We start from the raw sequence: 23,929 nt of genomic DNA, 5'->3' as shown, positions 1-23,929 counted from the left end.
AAATTAAGTTTCTGGGGGTATTTTTTAACCAGTTAATAAGCGATTGAATCTAACTGAAAATTCATATCTTTCCAACTAGCCATAGCAAACACGAGGTCAGCATTTGCTTGTACTTGAATATTTTTAATCTGTTTAGCTTTTAATGCTTTTGATGAGTCCATTACAGTTCCTTCGACAGACACTTCTGAAATGTTCTGAGGATTTGCAAACCTGCAGAAACTTAAGTCAGGAGCTACGGTCATGTTAACAACCTGGGTTTCATTTAATTGTAGTCCATTGATTGTAATGGATCGAATTTCATTTTCAATGACTTTGGAAAAAGTTAAGCCCATAGGTTTACTGCGTTGGCTCTTGAGGCGTATTTGAGTAGCATCTGCATTGACCATTAATATTTCTGTTTCACCTTTTTTAGTTTCAACATTTTCCAACTTGATCATTGCTCCATCCGGCATAATGCTATTATAAGTGTAGACTCCATTTGCGGTACTTTTTATTTGGCGTGTAAGGCTCTGTCCGACCGGCAACAAATAAGCTTCTGGAAACAGGTAACAGGGGTGGCTGTTTGGAATTTCATAATGTATTTTACCATCAAAGTTTCCGGTTTTCCTTCCTTCTGCATCGGTGACCTCAATATCCGCAGGGCTTAATAAAAAGTCTAAGACAAAGGTTGTTAACCCTGTCGGGCCAGTAAACGGCATATCATGATCAGCTAAATTATAAGAACCATTAGTCATAACAGCCAGTGTTATTCCCTGATCCAATCGGAAAGCTGAACTTTTATTATAGGTAAATCTCAATTTACCATCTTCCAGTTTAAACTCAAGATAACAATCGTTATCATCGTGATGGTTACAATCCCAGCAATAGAGTTTTACACCATCCAGACTATTTACCGTTGTTAAGCCATTAGTTGACTGTTGGGCCTACTTTTCAAGTGGACAGATTGAAATTCCACGATATGCCATTGTAAACAAAGAAGGGAAAATCGTTAATAAATCAGCATCCCGACCGAGTAGTCCATGGAGGCTAAAACAACAATTTGCAAAGCATCTTTAGAGTAGGTTTCTCAGAAAATTTTTGATTATCACATAAAAAAGGTGCTCCTTGGAGCACCTTTCCACTATAACTATAATCAACCTAAACCTTCAAATCAATTTTCAGCGTATTATTCGCTGCAACAGAATAATCCAAATCTACAACTATTATGTTTATAGTATGATTCGATTTATTCTGAATTTCCATAAATCCTTTACTGATTTTTATAGATAAAATATTCCCTCTGAATCCGATATGGAATGTAAATGCATTCCATTGCTCAGGCAAAAAGGGTTTGAAATAGAGTTTATCATTTTTCACTCTCATTCCTGCGAAACCTTGGACAATACTCATCCAGGTTCCGGCCATTGAGGTAATATGTAAGCCGTCCTCTGTATCATTATTATAATCATCTAAATCTAACCTTGCTGTCCTAAGGTAAAATTCATATGCACGTGCTTCATCATTAAGTTTTGCGGCCAATATACTGTGGATACAAGGAGATAGCGAGCTTTCATGAACTGTACGCATTTCATAGAAATCAAAGTTTCGACGAATATCATCGATTTGAAAATCATCTTCAAAGAAATACAAGCCTTGCAAAACATCTGCTTGTTTAATAAAGCAAGAACGGAGTATCCGATCCCAACTCCATTTCTGGTTAAGAGGTCTTTCAGAAGCTGGAAGATCCTTTACCAGCCATTGCTCTTTGTCCATATAGCCATCTTGTTGAAGATAGATTTCTAGCTTCTTATGCTGTGGATAATACATATTCCCAATGATATCCTTCCATTGTGCTGATTCCCCTTGATTAAATTCAAGTTTTTCGATGATCTCCTGATATCTATTTGGAGAATTTTTAGAAACATAGAACATTGCTTCTTGAGTATATTTTAAACACCAAACTGCTAAATAATTGGTATACCAATTATTATTCACGTTATTTTCATACTCATTAGGTCCAGTAACTCCGAGAATAACATACTTTTCTCTTTCTTGGCTCCAATTAACACGTTGTGCCCAAAATCTCGAGATGGCTATTAAAACTTCTAAACCATATTGTTCTAGATATTTCCAGTCCTGCGTATACTTAATATAGTTGAAAATTGCATAGGCAATTGCTCCATTTCTATGGATTTCTTCAAATGTAATCTCCCATTCATTATGACTCTCAGTTCCATCCATCGTCACCATTGGATATAATGCGGCTCCATTAATAAAACCTAACATTTCTGCATTTTCAATAGCTTTGGTCAAATGGTTGTAACGATAGATGAGAAGATTTTTTGCAACCTCCTGAGGTGCTGTTGAAAGGTAAAAAGGAATGCAATAGGCTTCGGTATCCCAATATGTTGCACCGGCATACTTCTCGCCTGTAAATCCTTTAGGGCCAATATTCAATCTTGAATCCGTTCCTGTATAAGTCTGGAATAATTGAAAGATATTAAATCGAATTGCCTGTTGTGCTTTGACATCCCCTTCTATTTGAATATCGCTATGTTCCCATTTTCTTGACCATGCCTTTTTTTGATTTTTAAATAGTTTGGCAAATCCCTCATTTACTGCAGCCATAAGTTTAGCTTCGCAGTTCACTAAAAGCTGATCTACCTGATAATTAAGAGAAGATAGCACAGAAGCAATTTTTATGATTTTAACCTCTGTACCTGCACAAACATTGAGGGAAAATTCTTCAGCAATAAATTTGATTTCATGCTTGAACTCTGAGTGCATTTTTTCTGCAGAAATTTTGTCTGTAAGGATGGTTGTATGAACCCCTACACAAAGTTCAAAACCTGTTTTTAGCGTTTTTGTCTGAAGAAAGATTCCATTTTCTGTTTTTTTATCCTTTACAGGTTCCCAAAATTTAAAATCGTAGTTGCTGTCCTGATTGGAAATATCCCCATCAATTTTGGAAACAATCTTGATAGAGGCATCAAAATTTAATAGTTTAATTGTATAGCTTATTGCTCCAATTTCATCGTTATCAATACTGCAGAAGCGAATAGCATGAACTTCAACTTTTTGATCGGTATTTATATTAATCATGAAGGAACGCTGAAGAAAGCCTTCTTTCATATTCAGAATACGTTTAAATTCTATAATTTGACATTTTGCCAGGTCCAATAAAAAATTGTTGATATAGATATCAATACCAATCCAATTCGTAGAGTTGATTACTTTATCAAAAGTTGGGGGATAACCATTTTTCCACCATCCCACTCTAGTTTTATCAGGAAAGTATACACCTGCCACATATGATCCTTGCAAACTTTCTCCAGAATATGTTTCTTCGAAATTTGCTCGCTGTCCCATTTTACCATTACCAATACTAAATAAGCTCTCAGAAATTTTATTTAGTTTGGGGTCGAAACCCTCTTCAATAATGCACCAAGGATCGGCTTGTATATAATTTTTCATATAATTACTGAATATTGATAGCTAAAATAATTGTTGAATGGCATTTAAATTTATCTGGGTTAGGTTTTGAACCAAAAGATGGGCATTTCCCAAATCTTTTGTAGAACCAATACCGACCACTTTCATACCCGCAGAGATCGCGGCATCTATACCAGCACTTGCATCTTCAAATACAAGGCAGTTACTCGGAGTTACATTTAATAATTCGGCCCCTTTCAAAAACACTTCAGGATCTGGTTTAGAATTACGGACAATATTACCATCAACTAAAGCATCAAAATAAGACGTTATGCCAGTTTGATCTAAGATTAATTTTGCATTTTTACTTGCAGAACCAAGTCCAATTTTGATATTATTTTTCCTTAATTCTTCAAGAAGATTGATTGCCCCAGGCAGAACTTCATTTGAAGACATTCCTGAAATCATTTCAACATACCATGAATTTTTAAGAGTAGCTAATTCATTTTGTTTATCATTGGGGATTTGCAAACCGGCCCAATCTAAAATTTTCCTTAGGCTTTCTACTCTACTGACACCTTTGAGTTGTTCGTTCATTTCCTCTGAAAAATCAAAATCTAATGTATTAGCCAATCTCTTCCATGCTAAAAAATGATATTTGGCAGTATCGACTAATACCCCGTCAAGATCAAATAAACATGCCTTAAATCCCATTTTAATTTTATTTTAACTCAAACACTTGTGTACTCATTGGGGGAATATCTATTTCTTGAATATCTTCAATTAAATCTCCAGAAATAATATTCGATGCTTTTTTATAATTTCCTATTCCTTCTTGAAAACGCTTTGTATGAATTTTCACATTCTCTTGTTTACTATTCATAATGACCATTACAGTTTTAAGGTCATTATAGCGGAAATAAACATATATTCCATCATCAGGAATAAACTGAAGCATTTTTCCATGTTGAAGCACGGAATTATTTTTCCGATAATTCGCTAGTTTTCTTACATAATTAAAGGCTTCATTTTCTTTTTGAGACCGTCCTTCTGAAGTAAATTTATTGACTTTATCGGTAGACCATCCACCAGGGAAATCTTCTCTTACTAATCCATCTGGATTGGAGAAATTTTTCATTAAGATTTCAGTTCCGTAATAAAGCTGTGGAATTCCGCGAGTAGTTAATAACCATGCTATCCCAGATTTATACTTATTAAAATCTTCTCCAACAACGGAAAGATACCTGCTCAAATCGTGGTTATCCAAGAAGACAACATTTCGATATGGGTCCTCATAAACGAAATCATTAGCGAAAGTGTTATATAACCTTACCACTCCATCCATCCATCCGAACTTTCCATTTAAAGCTTCATTTATTGCCCAATAAGCTTGAAAATCTGTCACTCCCTGAAGTTTAGTGTCTATTCCCTGATTGATTTTATTAGATTTTGTGAAATATGCTTGGTTTGGGATTCCATGAACCCATGTTTCTCCAAAATATGTCATTTTAGGAAATTCAGCATCGATTGCCTTGCCCCACTCGGCCATAAAATCAAGGTCATTATAAGCATAGGTATCCAATCGGAATCCATCAACCCCCATCTCTTCAATCCACCAAATATGGCTTTGGGTAATATAATTTTTGAGGTATTGGTTATGTTGGTTCATATCCGGCATATGCTTGTCAAACCAGCCATTTACCATTATGTCCTTATCTGCTTTTGAAGCATAAGGATCCATGTGGACCTGTTCACGATAGTTAGTTTTTGTAAATGAATCCCATTGATGAACCCAGTCTTTCATTGGCATATCTTTCACAGTAAAGTGTTCCGTTCCAAAATGATTGTGTACCAAATCTTGAATCATCTTTATGCCTCTTTTATGGCATTCTTCAATTAGTTTTCTGTAGGCTTCATTGCCGCCAAATCTAGGATCAACATAATAGCTTTCTGTATTCGCATAGCCATGATAGGAAGTCAGAGGCTGATCATTAGTCAGAATCGGATTAAGCCAAATTGCAGTTACTCCTAAATCCTCTAAATAATCCAATTGATTAATAATTCCTTTTAAATCACCCCCATGACGATAATACATACTGTCACGATTTAGGGATTGATCCAACATACCTTCTATTTTATCGTTAGCAGGTTCTGCATTTGCAAATCTATCCGGCATAATCAAATAGATAAAATCAGATGCATTCACTCCTTGATGCCTATGCTTCGATGCATCCCTCTTCTTGAGCTCATAATGCTTTATAAAATCTTTCTCTCCAGCTTCTTTAAAGATTAAGGGTACCGAACCTGCCTTTGTATTAGCATCAATGTGAATATCTAAAAAGATATAATTAGGATTTTCGACCTTATTCTGTTTAATAAGGCTTACCCCTAGGTAATTTATGGATACTGATTTTTTAGAAATATTTTTGCCATAAACCAATAACTGTATGTTGGGATTTTTCATCCCAACCCACCAATTCAAGGGTTCTATTCGATCAACTTGTGCGAAAGAATGGAGATTAAAACATACAATGATTAAGGCATAAATTACTTTCATTGTTATTCTCATCATGACTTTGAATTAGTTTTTAACAATCGTATAAGTTAATGTAGTTGGATTCATACTTATCGTATAATTACCCGCTTCAGTTAATTTGATATTATCTCCACCCAATTTTAAGGTTCCGTTACTACCACCTAGGTTGGTTCCCCAGTCATGATTTTTACGGAATTTAAATTCACCTTTATTCAAATTGGTTTTAAGGATCCAATTTCCATCCCCATTGTTCACAAACTTCATATCGGCATCTACAGACCAGTTTGAGTTAGGTACCGCATCACCAATCATTCCCCATATTGGAGCTTCCTCTATCACCCATGTATTGCTATTCATATCCATGGTAAGCAAAAATGGTCCAGCAGAAGGAGATTGAAAATTACCTCCGGTAGGACTTATGGCTCCATTTCCACCATCTCCAAAATTAACATTCCAATTTTTACCAGTTGTAATTTTGTAACCCGATTTGGCAGCAGGGAATGTAATAATACCTGTGTAGATACCATTTCCTGTTACAGAAATTAAACTATCGGCTGTTGAAGGATCCCATCCTTGATAATCACCAGGAATATAAATCCAAGCCGTTAAAGGAATAGGTTTGCTATTTAAGTTGACAATGTTACTATATACTGCTATACTGTTTGAAATACTTGATTTCAATCTTATTTCAACGTCTGAATTGGCGTCAAAAGGTAAATTCATAGCAGATAATAAATTATTCAGTTCAAAACCTGAATATTCTTTCGATGTAATTCCATTTGCAATTACGACCTCTCTAACGGGGGAGAAATTAGTTCCCTTTTTTCCAAATTGTAAGGAGTAGGTTATTCCAGCATTGTACCCGAAATCAGACGGGGTATAAGTAAATTCAATGACTTTATCGTCTAAGGTTTCTTTTGTTAGATTTACGGAGGTAGCCGAACTTTTTAAACTACCGGATTGGCCATCCCCAGCAATTGTCCTAACCTCATCTTTTTCGCAAGAGGTCAGTGCAAACGCACTAAGACAAAATAAAATAAGAAGTTTATTAATTAGTTTCATAATTTCTAAGCATTAATATTAATAACCTGTGTTTTGAGTAAGGTTAGTGTTGGCAATCACGTCCGAAGAAGGCAATGGAAGTAATTTTCTAAAATCTTCGATTGACCTACCATCCTTTGCACCACCTTTCCATGGCCAGATATAGCTACTACCAGTGAATTTCCCAAATCGTATTAAATCCGTTCTACGGTAACCTTCGAAATATAGCTCTCTAGCTCTTTCATTCAGGATATCATCCAAAGAAATAGCCGAAGCATTAGCACTTGTGTTACCATAAGCTCTTCTTCTGATTTGGTTAAAATAATTTAATGCTTGTGCCATTGATCCACCAGTTCCACCACGTAGAACGGCTTCGGAATACATTAAATAAACATCGGCTAAACGAAATAAAGGGAAGTCTAATGAGCTGAATGTTCCGCCTTGTGAAGCTCCAGGCGTTCCATTAGATTTTACGTTTTTAAATTTTGTAACGCGTAATCCATCTTTGAATTCTCCAAGTTCATCATTTTCAATTTTGTCACCAAAGAACATCGCTCTTTTATCAGTTGCCCCACTATAATCAGGGAATGCCAATGGTAATGCTTTTGTCGATCGATTTCCACCCCATCCACCGGTCGGTACACCAAAAGAAGTTGGATTCATCTCACCATTTATCAATGAATTGATCAAAAATGTCGTGCCCCCAAAATTTCTGGTTTTTACTCCATCATAGTTAATGCTGAAAATTATTTCATCTTTGCTGGTATTGTAATTATCCTCTAAAAATAAGTTAGCATAACTGCTGGCAAGGGCATATCCACCATTAATTATTTTTGACGCATAGGTAATGGCTTCCGTATATTTAGCTTGACCAGTATAAACTTGGGCATTTAAATAAAGCTTGGTCAATAAAGTCCAAACTGCACCTTTATCTGCACGGCCATATTCATTTTGTTTTGCTGCTTTAATTGTTGGTTCAATTGCCAATAATTCTTTTTCAATATAACTGAATAACTCTGGGCGTTTTATTTGTTCTGGAGATACTTTTCCGATTGTATTTTCTTCGGTAATAAAAGGAGGATTCCCAAATAGATCTAATAATACCCAATATTGATAAGCTCTAACGAACCTAGCTTCTGCACGGTAAGCTTCAATATCGGCGGTATTTGAGATACCTCTAGACGAAAGTTTTTCAGGCGTGCTTTCTCTCAAGAACTCATTCACCACGGTAATGGTATAAAGAGATCTTGTGTAGAGTCCCTTCACCATGATATTGTCGGCATCTGGAGTGCCATAAACCATATCAGGAACACCTGGGTCATTCCATCCACACAACGTTTCATCAGAAGTCAATTGTTGGATATTCCAGTATAAGCGGAAGAAATCTGACTGGCCAGCATCAATACCTGCTAAATCAGAAGCACCTTCCCCTCCACCCGAGGTCATTGACAGGCTACCATAAACCTTTAAAAAAGCTTCTTTATAACCTTGTTCAGTACTATAAACTTGATCAGCAGTAATATCGTTCTTTGGAGTAAGATCTAATAAGTCTTCACTACATGAAGTTACAGACATGATCATCATGCTGCTCCAAATTGCGTTTTTTATATATCTTTTCATGATTGTCGTATAATATGTTAAAACCCAAAGTTTAATCCCAAAGAATATATTCTAGGTCTTGGATATAATGTATAATCAATACCGTTAAATAATTCTGGATCTATACCTTTATATTTCGATACTGTAAATACATTCTGAACATTTGCATTTACTGTCATGGTCACTGTTCCGGACTTATCAAGATTACCAACATTGTACACTAATCCCAAATTATCCATTCGTAAGAAAGATGCGTTGTTGATATAGTAATCACTGTAATATTGATTGTTGTTAAAGTTGGTATTGAAGATATCAGTAGTAGCGTTGTTGATGAAGCGCGATGGGTTCAGGATATTTCGGGCTACACCGAAGTTCGATGAGATGTTGTCGTACACGTAATTTCCGAAACTTGCTCTCAGAACTGTATTTAACGTTAATCTTTTGTAATTGATTGAAGTTGTTAAGCCCATAAAATAATCAGGTGCTGGTTTTTTATAATAATATCGATCAGCCGGTGTCACAGCATCATCTTGGTTTAAGTCTTCATAAACCCCTTCTAATGGGTTTCCTTGCTGATCATAAACCTGCTTATAAACAAAATATTGGAAGGGCGCTAATCCAACAGTGTGGTATTGAATCACATTACCTGTACCTCCAGTTATCCAACCAGCTGCAAGTTGATATCCTGGATTATCGTTTAATGTAAGGTTGGTTACTTTACTTTCGTTTACAGTCATATTAAAGCCAATATCCCAATTGAAATTATCAGATTTAATTGCTTGAATATTGATGCTTCCCTCTACACCGCGGTTTTCCATATTACCAACATTGGTCAATAATTGATTGCTATAATTAGTTCCCACGGGTATTTCGATTGTTGCCAATAAATCCTTGGTTTTCTTGTTATAAGCATCTATGCTACCGGAGATTCGGCCTCCCCAGAATCCATAGTCCAAGCCAATATTTGTGGTTGTCGTAGACTCCCATCGAAGACTTGCATCATAAGCAATTGGAGAATAAACATGATAAAATTGATTGCCAACTTGATATTGAGATTCGTTAGTACTATAATAGTAGCTAGGGATAAAGCCATAATTGGAAATTCCATCTTTATTACCAGTTTCACCATAGCTGACACGAAGTTTCAAATCCGAAATACTGTTGTTATCTTTTAAGAAGTTCTCACCCTTGATTCTCCATGTAAATGCTGCAGAAGGGAAAATACCCCAACGACCATCAGGATTAAATTTTGACGAACCGTCTGCACGAACCGTACCTGATAAGATATAACGATCAGCAAAAGAATAGATTAACCTACCATAATAAGACAGTAATCTATTTTGTTGAACGTCATCAGGGAAGTTTGGCGTGGTTAAAACCACATTATTTGCATTATATGTAGGATAATTAAACCTAGTTTCTTTATTATCATAATAACCATAACCAGCTGTTAAATTTATATTACTATTTATGCTTTCGATGTCTTTCACATAATTTAAATAACCTTCGATAAAAGTGTTATTACTTTTACCTCTGTAGCGTTGGAAGAAGCCCTTATTAGCAAAATTTGATGCAGCAAATTCAGGAATGCTAGTTGCTCCTTTTCCAGCAGCAATATCATAACCAACATTCACATTAGCATGTAATTCCGGTAAGAAGTGGAACGAATAGTCTAATTGAGCATTACCAATACTTCTATTTGCCGCTCCTCTATTACCATAGTTTTCAAGTAGAGAAACCGGGTTCCTAGGTGACAAGGAATTAGGCACAGCACCTTCTTTCCATTCAAAGAAACCACCATAAGGACTAGTAGGATCATAAACCTCCTGTGTTGGATCAAAGATGATAGCCGAACCAATTGCACCCGTATTCGCGAATTCCTGGTTGGTCATGGTTCCTTTAAAATTGATGTCCAATTTTAAGTGGTTGTCAAAGAATCGAGGCGAGATATTCAAGCCCAGAGTCCCTCTTCTTAAAACGTCGGTTTTCAAAATACCACTTTGCTCCAAATGACCAATTGACACTCTATAAGGCATATTTGCCAATCCCCCAGAAAGGGTTACATTATTATCGGTTGTAAAAGCGTTTTGATAGATTAATTTTTGCCAATCTGTATTCGCAGTACCTAACAGTCCTTTCTGAGCAGCAGTTCCATTTTCATTAACATAGGATCTTATTTGGTCAGCAGTTAATACTTCAACTTGATTAGCGATGGTTGAAAGGGAATTTACAGTAGATAGAGTAAGTTTTGGCCTTCCGATTTTACCAGTTTTAGTTGTTATTATGATAACACCATTGGAAGCTCTTGACCCATAGATTGCAGTAGCATTCGCATCTTTCAAAATGGTCATAGATTCAATATCATTAGGGTTAATTAGTGACAATGGGTTGGCTGATCCCGGAACACTTTCACCACTTAATGGATTACCATCAACTACAATCAAAGGATTGTTGCTGGCAGACAGCGAGGCGCCCCCTCTTACGCGGATTGTGCTTCCTGCACCTGGGGAACCGCCATTCGAAGTTATTGATACGCCTGACACTTTTCCTTGAATCAATTGATCCGGAGAAGTGATAGCGCCTTTTTGAAAATCTTTGGATTGTACATTTGAAACAGCTCCTGTCACATGCTTTCGTTCAACAGCACCATACCCAATAACCACAACCTCACCAATTTCAGCAGCATTAGAAGAAAGAGTAAAGTTCAAGGTTTGTGATGCGGTTAGATTCACATTTTGTTCCGAACTATTATGTCCGATGAAAGAAGCTTCGACAATGATTGTCCCAGAGGTCAATCCTTGTAAAACATAGTTCCCAGAAGCGTCTGTAGAAACTTGTTTATTAGTTCCTTTAATAGTTACCGTTGCTCCAGAAAGTTCCAATCCAGCATCATCGACTACCTTCCCTGAAAGTTGAAGATTTTGTTGTCCGGAAACCAATTGAAAACTGAAGGTGAAGATAAATATTAGCCGAAACTGCCAATGGTAAAAATCCCTAATCATATTTTGTTTTTTTGTTTATAATCGACGGGCATTCATTGCCCCCCTATTGGTTTGTTACTAAATTATTATAGAAATGTTATAAAAAAAATAGTTTTTCATTTTTTTTATTTTTAGCAAAAAAGGCAAAAATAAATACCATATAATTCTGATTATCATTTATTTATATATTAATATATTAATTAAATTTTTGCTATAATTATAATTATTACCGAAACCGTTCCCGACAATTATGATCATTTTCTTCTTAAAATCTAGTATTTAGCAATTTTAATTGTTCAGGGTTTACATGAATTTAATAGAGGTAATTTTATCAATAAACAAAAACAATATAGAGTTAATGATAAAATAAGCCATATACCTGATTAAATTACCCCGAAAGAGATGGAAATTTGTCCATTAACTTTGTATATAGACCAGAATTATAAATCATGAGTACACTGAACAATCAAATTTTAGATGAGATCAAACCTATCTCATCTGCAGAAACGGCGGAATTCCAGGAAAACGGCCATATATTAATTCGCGGAGTATTGGATAAGGATACAGTTGAATATTTCCGTGAATATATAGTGGATGCTGCGCAACGGCATAATGAAGAAAAGCGAAAGCTTGAAGAAAGGGATACCTATGGAAAAGCTTTTTTACAGATCATGAACCTTTGGAGAGTAGATGCAGAGGTAAAGCGATTTGTATTGGCCAAACGCTTTGCAAAAATTGCTGCAGATTTATTAGGTGTTGAGAATGTTAGGCTGTATCATGATCAAGCGCTTTTTAAGGAGGCCGGAGGTGGTCCAACCCCTTGGCATCAAGACCAAAACTACTGGCCATTGGATACCAGCAACACGATAACTATGTGGATGCCGTTAGTTGATATTCCAAATCCAGAAATGGGAATGTTGACTTTCGCTTCAGGCTCACATAAACAAAATAATGTTTCGGATATCATTATCTCTGATGAGTCAGAGCAGACCTTTTCAGAATATGTTAAGGAGAAGAATTTTAAGGTAACCCATCCTGATTCCATGCATGCAGGAGATGCGACTTTTCATTATGGCTATACGATGCATAATGCACCTGGGAACTCTTCTGACAAGATGCGATCAGTTATGACCATTATTTATTATGCAGATGGGGCAAGAGTTACTGAACCTAAGCATAAATGGCAGGAAAACGATCGCCAACAATGGTTAATGGGCAAAGAAGCCGGTTCCCTTGCAGATTCTGAAATCAATCCTCTTCTTTTATAAATGATTGTAGGATGAAAATGAATAAGTCATTAGTCCTGTTGTTTCTTGTCTTTGGCTGTTTGCCTTTACTTATAGGCTGCAATAATAAGAAGCAACAGGACCGAGAAAACATCAAGGATGAAATTATTTATCATGTGTTTCAAAGGAGTTTTTATGATAGCAACGGAGATCAAAATGGGGATTTAGCTGGGTTAGAACAAAAATTAGATTATCTTCAAAACCTTGGTATCACATCGATATTGCTGACACCTCTTTATGAATCAGTTTATTATCACAATTATTATTCTAGTGATTTTAAGAAGATAGATTCAACCTATGGCTCAAAAGAAGAATATCTTTCGCTTGTAAAATCCCTGCATAAGAGAGGTATGAAGCTCTACATGGATATGGAAACTCAATATGTAACGGAAGATCATCCCTGGTATAAAGATTCCTATGGTAATCCAAAATCCCCCTACTCCGATTACATTCTTTATGATGACAAAGAACAGTTGAAACCTTCAACTATCGTTTTTGATCTTTATGATCTAAAAGGATACGATGGACAAAGAAGAAAAATTACCACGGTCAATCTTCTGAATAAAGAAGTAATCCAGTATAACAAAGATCTTTTTGCATATTGGCTTGATCCTAATCAGGATGGTAGTTTCGATGATGGTGTAGACGGCTTCCGTTTGGATCATATGATGGACGACTTGGATAATAAGGGACGTTTAACCAATTTATTCCGTGATTTTTGGGTGCCATTAATAGACAGCTTAAAATCCATTAATCCAAAAGTGCATATAATGGCCGAGCAAGCAGATTGGGGATCATATGGAATTGATTACCTAACTGAGGCCAAAGTAGATTGGGTATTTGGATTCAGAATCCAACAGGCAATTAGAACGATGGATAAGGAAAAGATTATGGCATTTGCTGACACTACTTTTCAAAGGACGCCAAAAGGCAGTAATCAGGTCATCTTTATTGAAAACCATGATATTCCTAGGTTTTCAACGGCTGTCAAACAAGTTAAGGGTAAAGAAAAGGTAGGTGCAGCATTGAACTTATTAATAGGAGGAATTCCATCCATCTATTATGGTCAGGAAATTGGTATGTTAGGAGATAGTTTTTTCGGAAAATACGGTGGAATTACGGATGCAAATGAAATTCCCTACCGCGAAGCATTTGAATGGAATAAAAACAAAGATACACCCGGAATGGCTTTTTGGTATAAGAATTCAGGACCTTGGTGGGGAACAACTACCGTAAAAAGCAATGATGGTATATCTGTTGAGGAGCAAGAAAATGATCCAAATTCATTGCTCAATACCTATAAGGCATTGATTAAACTGAGAAAAGACAACGCAGTATTAATCAATGGTGGGTACGAGTCAATACCAAATCAGAGTAAAGATATCGTTAGTTTTTATAGAGAAAATGAAAAAGACAAGGTTTTGGTCTTAATCAACCTATCTTCAGAAAAAGAGGAGCTGGAGTTATCAATTGAAATTGGGGAACCAAATTTAATTTTCGGTGAAAAAAATGGGACTTTTAAAAATAAAAAATTAAGTATAGAGCTTCCAGCATATGGCACACAGGTATGGAAGATTATTCCATAAATTTCTTTCTATATGCCAAAGGACTCATTCCCATTTTTGATTTAAAAGTTTTGTAGAAATAAGACATATCATTAAATCCTGAAGTTATAGCAATAGAGCTTATAGGATCATCAGTATGGAGCAATTGTTGGACAGCAAAATTCATTCGATATTGAACGACCATGTCCACAAAAGTTTTCCGAGTTAGTTTTTTGAAATATTTACAGAATGCATTGGGAGTTAAGTTAGCGACATTTGCCACATCGTCTAAGCGAATATCATTTTTGAAATTTTCGACAATATAGGCCATGATAACATTAATTCGATTCGTGTCAATATTGCTGTTAGAACCATTTTCTAGCGCTCCGATATGAATAGGATGATAATCTTGTTTAGCTAATTCGTTGAGGAGTTCTAAAAAATTCATTATACGTTCAAAGCCATTGGATTTTCGAAGTCTCAGGATGAACTTAGTTAGTTTCTTGGGTTTATGGAAACTTAATCCAGCTTGGCTTTCTTTGAGGAGACTATTGATAGTTGAGAACTCTGGTTTTTCAAATAAATCCTGTCCTAAAAAATCATGAGTAAACTGTATGACTACGGCACTGGCTTTAGGATCTTCATGATCTAACTTCCAACAATGAGGTTGATTTGGACCAATTAAAACAAAGTCTCCATCTGAGAAATCATCGAGTCTATTACCGATATACCGTTTTCCTTTTCCATGGATTATATAGGTCAATTCATACTCTGGGTGATAATGATAAGGTGCCAAAAATGCTTCGTGACCAAATGTTCTAATTAGGAATGATTCCTGTAGACCGTTCTGTAATATTTCGGGTTTTGCTTTTTGCATTAATGGACTTTTTATGCATTAAGATAAAAGTATTTTTCCAATATAAACCATACATATTGAAATATGAAGATTAAGAGTAGATGAAATCTAACAAATAGTAAGACCAATTTATATACTACGATGAAAAAAACAATAGCTACGATATTGATACTGGGGCTTTGGCTCTCTGCCATGGCTCAAGAAGCTCAATTAACTATTCGCGTGAATGCTCCTTCAACAACTCCAGCTCAAGACTCACTTTTAGTAATTGGAAACCAAGGAGTCTGGGGCTTTTGGATATATCCAAAGAGCAAAGCATTAAAATCCATTGGAAATAATGTTTGGGAGGGAATATATACTTTTCCCCTTCAAACAGATTTAGAATTTAAAGTAACTCGAGGATCCTATTTTAAAGAAGCTTTGTACAATGGAAATGGACAGGTTCCTCAATCTGTTAAATTAAAGCTCAAAAAAGATACAACGATCGTCCTTAATCCAAGTAATTGGAATGATATTTATCAAAGAAGCATCGTTGGAACTGTAAGATATCACCATAATTTCTCAAGCAGCTATTTACGGCATGTTAGAAATGTTGTGGTATGGCTCCCTCCTAGTTATAATGAAAATTCCAATAAGAAATATCCTGTATTATATGCCAATGATGGTCAGAACCTCTTTGACCATACCAATTTAAGTGGTAGTGAATGGAGGATGGATGAAATAGCAGACAGTTTAATGCGGAAAGGAGAAATTGAAGAATTTATTATTGTAGGGATAGCCAACACAAAAGACCGTATGATTGAATATAACGGTACGCCCGAAGGTGAAAACTATTTAAAATTTATTGTTACTGAATTAAAACCGTTTATCGACAAGACCTATAGAACTAAACCTGACCGTTCGAATACAGGAATAATCGGTTCATCGATGGGTGGATTAATCTCATTTTATGCGATTTATAATTATCCTGAAATATTTTCAAAATCAGCCTGTTTTTCAAGCGGGTTCTATTTTGATGATGGTGATATCCTTCAAAAAATTAAGAATGATCTCCAACCCTTACAGAACAGTTTGATTTATTTGGATTGTGGCGGCAAGGATTTAGATTATGATTTTCTACCTTCTAACCGTTTAGTCCATGAAATTCTTGAAAAGGACAAGAAGATAAACGTCTTTTATAAAGAATTTCCGAATGATCCCCACAATGAAGTTGCATGGTATAAACGGTTGGACGTTCCATTTAAATTTTTATTCCCAAAAAGATGACAATTACGAGCAAAGCAGCAATAACTGATGGCTACGGCAAGTATTTTATTGATGAAATCAAAGTTGGTCTTCCCCAAGAAGATGAGGTGAGGGTAAAGATTATGGCGGCAGGAGTTTGCCATACAGATTATGATTCCCTACAATGGAAAAAGCCATTGATATTAGGTCATGAGGGAGCAGGAATTATTGATGAAGTCGGTAAAGGGGTAAAACATTTAAAGCCTGGAGATCGGGTTTTACTAAACTGGGCAATTCCATGTATGAATTGTTTTCAATGTGAATTGGAGAACTACCATATCTGTGAACAATCGTCCCCAGTAACAGGTCATGGACATGGAAGCAATTTGGGCCATGCCCATTTAGATGGAACTATGTGGAAAGGCACCAACATTGAAAGATCATTTAATATTGGAACAATTTCAGAATACACCTTAGTAAAATCAGCAGCTGTTAACAAATTAAACATGGATCACCTTCCATTTGAAAGTGCGGCAATCATAGGTTGTGGAGTAATGACAGGATTTGGATCTGTGGTTAACGCGGGGCAAGTTAAAGAAGGAAGTTCCGTTGTTGTTTTAGGTACTGGAGGTGTTGGCCTTAGCGTTATCCAAGGGGCCAAAATAAGCAAGGCATCCAAGATCATTGCTATCGACATCAATCCGAAGCGCTTGGAAATGGCAAAGCAATTTGGAGCTACTCATTGTCTATTGGCAGGTCCAAAGGATATCGGCTTATTGAGAATGGCCGAACAGGTAAAAGCTATGTGTGATAATCGAGGAGCTGACTATGCATTTGAATGTACGGCTAGACCAGAACTTGGAGCATCGCCGCTAGCTATGGTTAGAAATGCCGGAACAGCAGTTCAAGTAAGTGGTATTGAGCAGGAAATATCATTTGACATGAATTTATTTGAATGGGATAAACTTTACCTCAATCCACTTTATGGCAAATGCAACCCTTTTAAAGATTTCGACCGCATTATTCAGCATTATAAAAATGGTGACCTCTTATTGGATGAGATGATTTCAGCCAAATATTCAATTTATAATCTTCCACAAGCTTTTGATGATATGCTGAAAGGCAAAAATGCAAAAGGAGTCATTATATTTTAATTTATGAAAAATACTTTTAGATCGCTTGAGCAGTCAAACCCTTTGTACAGTACGCAGAACTTAAGTTTTATCACAGTTAAATCTCAAAATTTAAAAGGGAGAGGTGATATCTGCATGTATATCCCAGAAAACTGTCCAAAAGATGTTTCAGTGGTCATATTATTACATGGTGTATATGGAAGTTCGTGGAGTTGGGCTTTGAGTTCAGGAGTACATGAACAAGTCGATGCAGCCATTAAGGAAGGGACAATTAAACCCTTTATTTTACTTATGCCATCCGATGGTCTATGGGGGGATGGATCAGGCTATTTGGCACATCAGGAAATTAATTTTGAGAATTGGATTATTGAGGATGTAATTCAAGCAGGTAGACAAGTAGCATCTGATTACATCAGCAATCATTCTAAGTATTTTATTGCTGGTTTATCCATGGGAGGGTATGGAGCTATTCGATTGGGAAGTCGACATCCATCATTATTCACCGCATTTTCGGGACTATCCAGCATTACCTCAATTCCAGAATTCTCACATTTTATTGAAGAAGATTTAAAAGAATATGAGACGGATGCCGAGCTATCTTTAATAGATAGTTTAATTGCTAATCGAGCGAGTTTAGCCCCTTTTCGATTTGATTGTGGCAAAGAAGATTTGTTGATAGATTATAATCGAAAATTACATTTACAACTTATTGAAGCAGGAATTCCGCATATATACGAAGAATATGAAGGAGAACATAGTTGGGATTATTGGAAAAATAATATAATGAAAACAATATTATTTTTTAATTTACAGGTATAAAACCAATTTAAAACTACCAATAATTATGCAGCCAACGTCTAAACGAATAAAGCCTAGGCTTACCCGTGCACAGATTTTCAACATGAGTTTTGGATTCTTTGGAATTCAATTCGGGTTCGCTCTACAAACAGGCAATGCATCTCGCATTCTTCAAACATTCGGAGCAGATGTTGAACATTTATCGTTGTTTTGGTTGGTTGCACCACTCTCAGGAATGCTGATTCAGCCTATTGTTGGATATTTTTCAGATAAGACATGGACTCGGTTAGGGCGTCGCAGGCCTTATTTTTTGGGTGGTGCCTTAGTCGCGGCTGCAGCACTTGCATTAATGCCTAACGCCTCCATTCTCGCCTTATTTTTACCGCCATTACTAATTGGCACTGGGATGTTGATGATAATGGATGTGGCTTTTAATGTTTCGATGGAACCTTTTCGAGCATTAGTCGCAGATAACCTTCCAAAGGAGCAGCACGGCTATGGATATGCCGTTCAAACTTTTCTCATTGGAGCCGGGGCTATAATTGGTTCCTTTCTTCCTTACATTCTTTCTGAATATTGTGGCGTTAGTAAAGTTGCAGAACCAGGTCATGTCCCAGATAATGTCATATGGTCTTTTCATGCAGGAGCTATTGTTTTGGTCCTTTCATTATTATGGACGGTTATTACTACTAAGGAATATACATCAGAGGAACTAAAATCTTTTGATGAACAAATTCAAGAAGAAGAAATTCATAGTCACAGCTTTTCATCAATATTTAAAGATTTTAAAAATATGCCACTGGCGATGAAACAGTTGGGCTTAGTTCAATTTTTTTCTTGGTTTGCATTGTTTTCAATGTGGGTATTTACAACCCCTGCTATTGCACAACATATTTATCATCTTTCACCTACTGATACTTCATCAGCTTCTTATTCAGATGCTGGAAACCTTACAGGGGTTCTCTTTGGAGTGTACAACCTAGTTGCTACAATCTTTGCTTTAATTCTTCCTAAACTCTATCAATCAATTGGGAAGAAGAAAACACATATGTTCGCTCTGGGCATATCAGGCATAGGATTGATTTCAATATTATTTATTCAAAATCCAAATTTATTATACATACCAATGGTTGCTGTAGGGATTGCATGGGCCAGTATCCTTGCAACACCATATTCTATCCTTTCAGGAGTTGTTCCAGCAAAGAAAATGGGATTGTACATGGGACTATTCAATTTCTTTATCACCTTGCCTCAACTAGTCAATGGGGTATTAGGAACAGTATTGGTAAAATATGTTTTTCAACATCAAGCAGTATACTGCCTAACGATGGCTGGAGTATTTATGATTTTTGCAGCAATTTCTACCTTAACTGTAAAAGGAGATTAGATTAATTTTGGGAGGATTCACGAATTACCAAATCTGAATACATCATTGTAAAGTTTTCTTCATCCAATAAAGCTTCGCCGGCAAGTTGTTTTAGTAAAGTTGCAGCAGCTTTCTCTCCAATCTGAATAGCAGGTTGGCGCACAACAGAAAGTGGAGGATGTAGCAATCCAGCAATTTCTAAACTTGAGAAGGCAATAATTTTTAAGTCCGCAGGAATTTTTACTCCAATTCTTTGGCAAACATAATATGTTGAAAATGCTAGTCGCTCAACAGATGCGAGAATACCATCTGGTTTCTGTTTTAGGATTGCGGTTTCAATAATCTCATTGTTCTCTTCATAGGAATTGGAACAATCTACAATTAAGCGCTTTCGAAGCGGTATTTTATACTTTTTCAAAGCATCTTCATAACCTTGCATACGGGTCTTTCCGATAGATAGTTCTTTATTGATTACAAAATATGCAATTCTTTGGCATCCACTCTGAATGAGATGCTCTGTTGCCAAAAAACTACTATGATAATCATCAGTAACTATTTTGGGGAGTTCGATATCATCATAAATTCTATCGAACAAAACGATTGGCAGATTTTCATAATTGATTTTTTCCAAATAACTGTGATCGGTTGATTCACCTGAAACGGACATGATGACCCCATCTACCCTACCACTTGCAAGGCTATGGATAAATTCTCTTTCTTTACTTATATCATCATCGGTAACAAAAATCAGGATGTGATAACCTTGTTTCTTAGCTTCCCTTTCAGCTCCTTGAATAATTTGGGTAAAGTAATTATTTGCCAATTCTGGGAGAACAATTGCAATAGTTTTACTTCTTTGCTCCTTTAAATTACTAGCATAATAATTAGGTTGATAGTTTAGTTCCTTGGCTAATTTTAGAATCCGTTCCTTAGTTTTAGGATTAATGTCACTACTATCGCGAAAAGCCCTGGACACTGTTGATTTCGAGATATTTAACTCTTTTGCAATTTGAATAATATCAACCTTTGCCATTCTTTTGTTTTATTGGAATGCACTAATATACTCATTTTGCAAATATTACAATGGCATTTATAAATAGTCAATTATAAGATCAACTGAGGTCTAAAAAATATCAATTTCGAATTATGATATTAAAGGATTGGGAATTAAATTCCAATTCATTTTTACTGTAATATGTTTGATCAAGATCAGACAACATAGCAACATTATGGAGCGCAAGCTGCAGGTAATAATTCCTATTATAACCCATGCTTTCCAAATAGCAAATCATAGAATTTATATCCATTTTAGATAATAAAGTAGAATGGATTGTTGTTCGAACTTCAAAATCTATATTTGAATTCTTTAGTAGAAGGAAGGTTTCTTCAAAAGCTCTGAAAGATCCATTCACAGTTATATCGTTAAATTTTTGGCCTATCCCTTTAAAATCCAATGCCACATAATCTACAAGGCTTTCATCGATTAACTTTTTAATCACCTTGGGTCTTGCACCATTTGTATCGATCTTTATTAAGTATCCTAATTTTTTGGCAATCCTTACTAATTCTTTCATATCTGGATGCATGGTACATTCACCGCCACTAAAAACGACTGCTTGTAATAATCCTTTTCGGGATTTAAGGAATTCCTCAGCTTTTTCCATACTGATCTTTCCTTTTCCAAGGACGATTTCAGGGTTATAGCAATACAAGCAGCGCATATTGCAGCCTACAAACCAGAAAATGCAGGCTGCTTTATTTGGGTAATCCAATAAGGTAAAAGGGCTGATATCATACAGTGGATTTGCCATACCCTTCTTTGAACAAGGTTCGTTGTTTATGTTCTCCTTGTTTACCAATATTAAAGCTTTCAACAGGTCTATGATACCCCATTACACGAGTATAGACCAGGCATTTACTTCGGTTTTGTTGATACTGTTCCAAAACAAGTATCCTTTCATTTTTAAGTGTTTCCATATTCATGATTTTTTTTGTGTTCATTGATTATTTCATCGTCACATTTTGGGCAATAATCATGTTCTCCATTTAAATATCCATGTTTAGGGCAGATGCTAAAAACAGGAGTTACCGTGATGTATGGCAATTTAAAATTGCTGAGAACTGTTTTTACAAATGATTTACAAGCTTCTGGGGAACTTATTTTTTCACGCATATAAAGGTGCAATACCGTTCCTCCGGTGTATTTGCATTGAAGTTTATCTTGGAGATAGAGTGCCTCAAATGGATCTTCTGTATGGTTAACAGGGATTTGAGAACTATTTGTATAATAAATTTGATGTTCTTGCCCTGCTTGGATAATATCCTCATATCGTTTTTTATCTTCTTTTGCAAAGCGGTAGGTAGTACCTTCTGCAGGAGTAGCTTCAAGGTTATACAGATTCCCTGTTTCCTCTTGAAAGATTTTGAGTTTTTCACGAATGTGGTCTAAAATCTCGCTTGCAAAATCTATTCCCCATGGACTCACAATATTCTCAAAATCATCTGTAAAATTTCGGATCATTTCATTCATACCATTTACTCCAATAGTTGAGAAATGGTTTCTAAAATGAGGTAAATACCGCTTTGTGTATGGATACAGACCATTGTCATACATTTCTTGGATAAACTTACGTTTCTTTTCAAGCGTAGACTTTCCTAACAACATAAGTTCATCTATTCGTTTTAGAAGAGCCTCTTTATTCCCTTTATATAGGAATCCGAGCCTTGCCATATTCATGGTTACCACGCCAATACTTCCGGTCATTTCCGCACTCCCAAAAAGACCATTCCCACGTTTCAACAATTCTCTTAAATCGAGCTGTAACCTGCAACACATACTTCTTACCGCATTAGGTTTGTATGCTTCAGGATTCTCAACTCTATTTCCATCTTGATCTAACATATATTGGCTACCTATAAAATTCTGAAAATAGGAAGAGCCTATTTTTGCTGTGTTTTCAAAAAGGATATCTACATTTTCACCATCCCAATCAAAATCTTCCGTGATATTTACGGTCGGAATTGGAAAGGTAAAAGGCTGTCCATTTGCATCTCCCTCGGTCATGACTTCATAAAAAGCTTTATTAATCATATTCATTTCAGGCTGAAAATGCTTGTAGGTGAAATCTTCAAGGCATGAAATTCCACGATATGAAGCAAGTTCCTTAACGACAAAATCCGTTACCCCTCTAAATAGATGCGCTCCTGATTTGGTGGGTATCTGATCTTGAAGATCTTGAGGAACAACCCAGTCTAGGGTAATATTTGTGAAAGGAGATTGTCCCCAACGGGCAGGTACATTTAAATTATAGACAAAACTTCGGATAGCTTTCTTTACTTCGGTTTGGGTGAGGCAATCTTTGAATACATAAGGAGCAAGATAGGTGTCAAAGGAACTAAAAGCTTGCGCTCCAGCCCATTCGCTTTGCAGAATTCCCAAGAAATTTGCCATTTGCCCAAGTGCTTCTCTAAAATGAGAGGGAGGCTTACTGTCTACTCTACCCCTCACCCCATTAAAGCCTTCATCCAATAGAACTCGGAGGCTCCATCCGGCACAATATCCAGTAAGACAATCGAGATCATGAATATGAATATCAGCATTCCGATGAGCATGACCTTCAATCCTATTATAAACTCTATCCAACCAATAATTGGCAATTATTTTTCCGGCAGTATTATTGACTAAACCCGCGTTGGAGAAGGAATTATTTGCATTTGCCTGAATTCTCCAATCATTTTGATAGATATATTCTTCAACTGCATGACTACTATCCACATAAGTGCTTGAGTCAATAAAACGATCAATATGTTCACGCTGTAATTTTCGGGTATGGCGGAACAGCATGAATGACCGCATTACTTGGAAGTGACCTAATGAATACAGTTTTCTTTCTATTGAATCTTGAATATCTTCGACATCCAGCAAGTCCACATCTTGACATTCGATTAGGATACTTTCAATAATCTTTTGGTCATATGGAATTGAAACACTTTGGAAGGCTTTCTTAATGGCATCTTCTATTTTAAAGGATTGAAAACGTTCAATAGTTCCATCACGTTTAATGACATTTTTCATAGGCATAATATTTACTTTGCGATAGATTTTTAGGATTTATCTAAAGCTAAGGACTTATTATCCATTATTTTATGAGCCA

At 36.0% G+C, this 23,929-nt stretch carries 18 protein-coding genes; 6 read left to right on the top strand and 12 right to left on the bottom strand.

The features are described from left to right. Nucleotides 1-32: 32 nt before the first annotated feature. From E0Y80_RS02220 to E0Y80_RS02190, 7 genes are all read right to left on the bottom strand, one after another. A complete protein-coding gene (locus E0Y80_RS02220) occupies nucleotides 33-797 on the bottom strand; it encodes a hypothetical protein (protein WP_156305770.1) in 765 nt (254 codons plus the stop codon). A 340-nt stretch (nucleotides 798-1,137) separates the two neighbouring features. Next, nucleotides 1,138-3,453: a family 65 glycosyl hydrolase domain-containing protein gene (locus tag E0Y80_RS02215; protein ID WP_156305769.1), complete on the bottom strand. Its 2,316-nt coding sequence runs from the start codon at nucleotides 3,451-3,453 to the stop codon at nucleotides 1,138-1,140. 21 nt (nucleotides 3,454-3,474) lie between these two features. Beyond that, nucleotides 3,475-4,125, bottom strand: coding sequence for a beta-phosphoglucomutase (gene pgmB, locus E0Y80_RS02210; RefSeq protein WP_156305768.1), 651 nt, complete (start codon nucleotides 4,123-4,125; stop codon nucleotides 3,475-3,477). A 7-nt stretch (nucleotides 4,126-4,132) separates the two neighbouring features. Further along, nucleotides 4,133-5,983, bottom strand: coding sequence for a glycoside hydrolase family 13 protein (locus E0Y80_RS02205; RefSeq protein ID WP_231595888.1), 1,851 nt, complete (start codon nucleotides 5,981-5,983; stop codon nucleotides 4,133-4,135). 9 nt (nucleotides 5,984-5,992) lie between these two features. Beyond that, nucleotides 5,993-7,009: a SusE domain-containing protein gene (locus tag E0Y80_RS02200; RefSeq protein ID WP_156305767.1), complete on the bottom strand. Its 1,017-nt coding sequence runs from the start codon at nucleotides 7,007-7,009 to the stop codon at nucleotides 5,993-5,995. An 18-nt stretch (nucleotides 7,010-7,027) separates the two neighbouring features. Further along, on the bottom strand, nucleotides 7,028-8,608 hold the full coding sequence (locus E0Y80_RS02195) for a RagB/SusD family nutrient uptake outer membrane protein (RefSeq protein WP_156305766.1): 1,581 nt from the start codon (nucleotides 8,606-8,608) through the stop codon (nucleotides 7,028-7,030). 17 nt (nucleotides 8,609-8,625) lie between these two features. Beyond that, entirely contained in the window at nucleotides 8,626-11,589 is a 2,964-nt protein-coding gene (locus E0Y80_RS02190; RefSeq protein WP_156305765.1) for a SusC/RagA family TonB-linked outer membrane protein, read from the bottom strand. Nucleotides 11,590-12,017: 428 nt separating this feature from the next. On the opposite strand from E0Y80_RS02190, the gene E0Y80_RS02185 reads away from it, so the two are divergent. Then, a complete protein-coding gene (locus tag E0Y80_RS02185) occupies nucleotides 12,018-12,836 on the top strand; it encodes a phytanoyl-CoA dioxygenase family protein (RefSeq protein ID WP_156305764.1) in 819 nt (272 codons plus the stop codon). A gap of 11 nt (nucleotides 12,837-12,847) precedes the next feature. Then, nucleotides 12,848-14,440, top strand: coding sequence for an alpha-amylase family glycosyl hydrolase (locus E0Y80_RS02180; RefSeq protein ID WP_156305763.1), 1,593 nt, complete (start codon nucleotides 12,848-12,850; stop codon nucleotides 14,438-14,440). Here the strand turns inward: E0Y80_RS02180 and E0Y80_RS02175 are convergent. Continuing rightward, on the bottom strand, nucleotides 14,430-15,275 hold the full coding sequence (locus tag E0Y80_RS02175) for an AraC family transcriptional regulator (protein WP_156305762.1): 846 nt from the start codon (nucleotides 15,273-15,275) through the stop codon (nucleotides 14,430-14,432). The genes E0Y80_RS02180 and E0Y80_RS02175 overlap by 11 nt on opposite strands. Nucleotides 15,276-15,395: 120 nt before the next feature. On the opposite strand from E0Y80_RS02175, the gene E0Y80_RS02170 reads away from it, so the two are divergent. From E0Y80_RS02170 to E0Y80_RS02155, 4 genes are read left to right on the top strand one after another with little or no spacing between them, the layout of a single operon-like run. Then, a complete protein-coding gene (locus E0Y80_RS02170) occupies nucleotides 15,396-16,520 on the top strand; it encodes an alpha/beta hydrolase (protein WP_156305761.1) in 1,125 nt (374 codons plus the stop codon). Further along, entirely contained in the window at nucleotides 16,517-17,632 is a 1,116-nt protein-coding gene (locus tag E0Y80_RS02165) for an alcohol dehydrogenase catalytic domain-containing protein (RefSeq protein WP_156305760.1), read from the top strand. Before E0Y80_RS02170 ends, E0Y80_RS02165 begins: the two co-directional genes overlap by 4 nt. 3 nt (nucleotides 17,633-17,635) lie before the next feature. Then, the gene (locus tag E0Y80_RS02160; RefSeq protein WP_156305759.1) at nucleotides 17,636-18,430 is read left to right on the top strand and encodes an alpha/beta hydrolase; all 795 of its coding nucleotides are present in this window, start codon (nucleotides 17,636-17,638) and stop codon (nucleotides 18,428-18,430) included. A 25-nt stretch (nucleotides 18,431-18,455) separates the two neighbouring features. Next, the gene (locus tag E0Y80_RS02155; protein ID WP_156305758.1) at nucleotides 18,456-19,796 is read left to right on the top strand and encodes an MFS transporter; all 1,341 of its coding nucleotides are present in this window, start codon (nucleotides 18,456-18,458) and stop codon (nucleotides 19,794-19,796) included. Between the two features lies 1 nt (nucleotide 19,797). On the opposite strand, the gene E0Y80_RS02150 is transcribed toward E0Y80_RS02155, so the two are convergent. The 4 genes from E0Y80_RS02150 to E0Y80_RS02135 form a co-directional block, all read right to left on the bottom strand. Then, the gene (locus tag E0Y80_RS02150) at nucleotides 19,798-20,808 is read right to left on the bottom strand and encodes a LacI family DNA-binding transcriptional regulator (RefSeq protein WP_156305757.1); all 1,011 of its coding nucleotides are present in this window, start codon (nucleotides 20,806-20,808) and stop codon (nucleotides 19,798-19,800) included. A gap of 100 nt (nucleotides 20,809-20,908) precedes the next feature. Then, the gene (locus E0Y80_RS02145; RefSeq protein ID WP_156305756.1) at nucleotides 20,909-21,586 is read right to left on the bottom strand and encodes an anaerobic ribonucleoside-triphosphate reductase activating protein; all 678 of its coding nucleotides are present in this window, start codon (nucleotides 21,584-21,586) and stop codon (nucleotides 20,909-20,911) included. Further along, nucleotides 21,567-21,668, bottom strand: coding sequence for a hypothetical protein (locus E0Y80_RS20970; RefSeq protein ID WP_394350216.1), 102 nt, complete (start codon nucleotides 21,666-21,668; stop codon nucleotides 21,567-21,569). The genes E0Y80_RS02145 and E0Y80_RS20970 overlap by 20 nt, the downstream gene beginning before the upstream one ends. A gap of 70 nt (nucleotides 21,669-21,738) precedes the next feature. Continuing rightward, complete coding sequence (locus E0Y80_RS02135; protein ID WP_156305754.1) at nucleotides 21,739-23,850, bottom strand: ribonucleoside triphosphate reductase; 2,112 nt, start codon at nucleotides 23,848-23,850, stop codon at nucleotides 21,739-21,741. Between the last annotated feature and the right edge of the window lie 79 nt (nucleotides 23,851-23,929).

It is taken from the genome of Sphingobacterium endophyticum (assembly GCF_009733535.1).
GTDB classification, from domain to species: Bacteria; Bacteroidota; Bacteroidia; order Sphingobacteriales; family Sphingobacteriaceae; genus Sphingobacterium; species Sphingobacterium endophyticum.
Note: the sequence above shows the minus strand (reverse complement) of the source record. Positions and strands in the feature narration are given on the sequence as shown.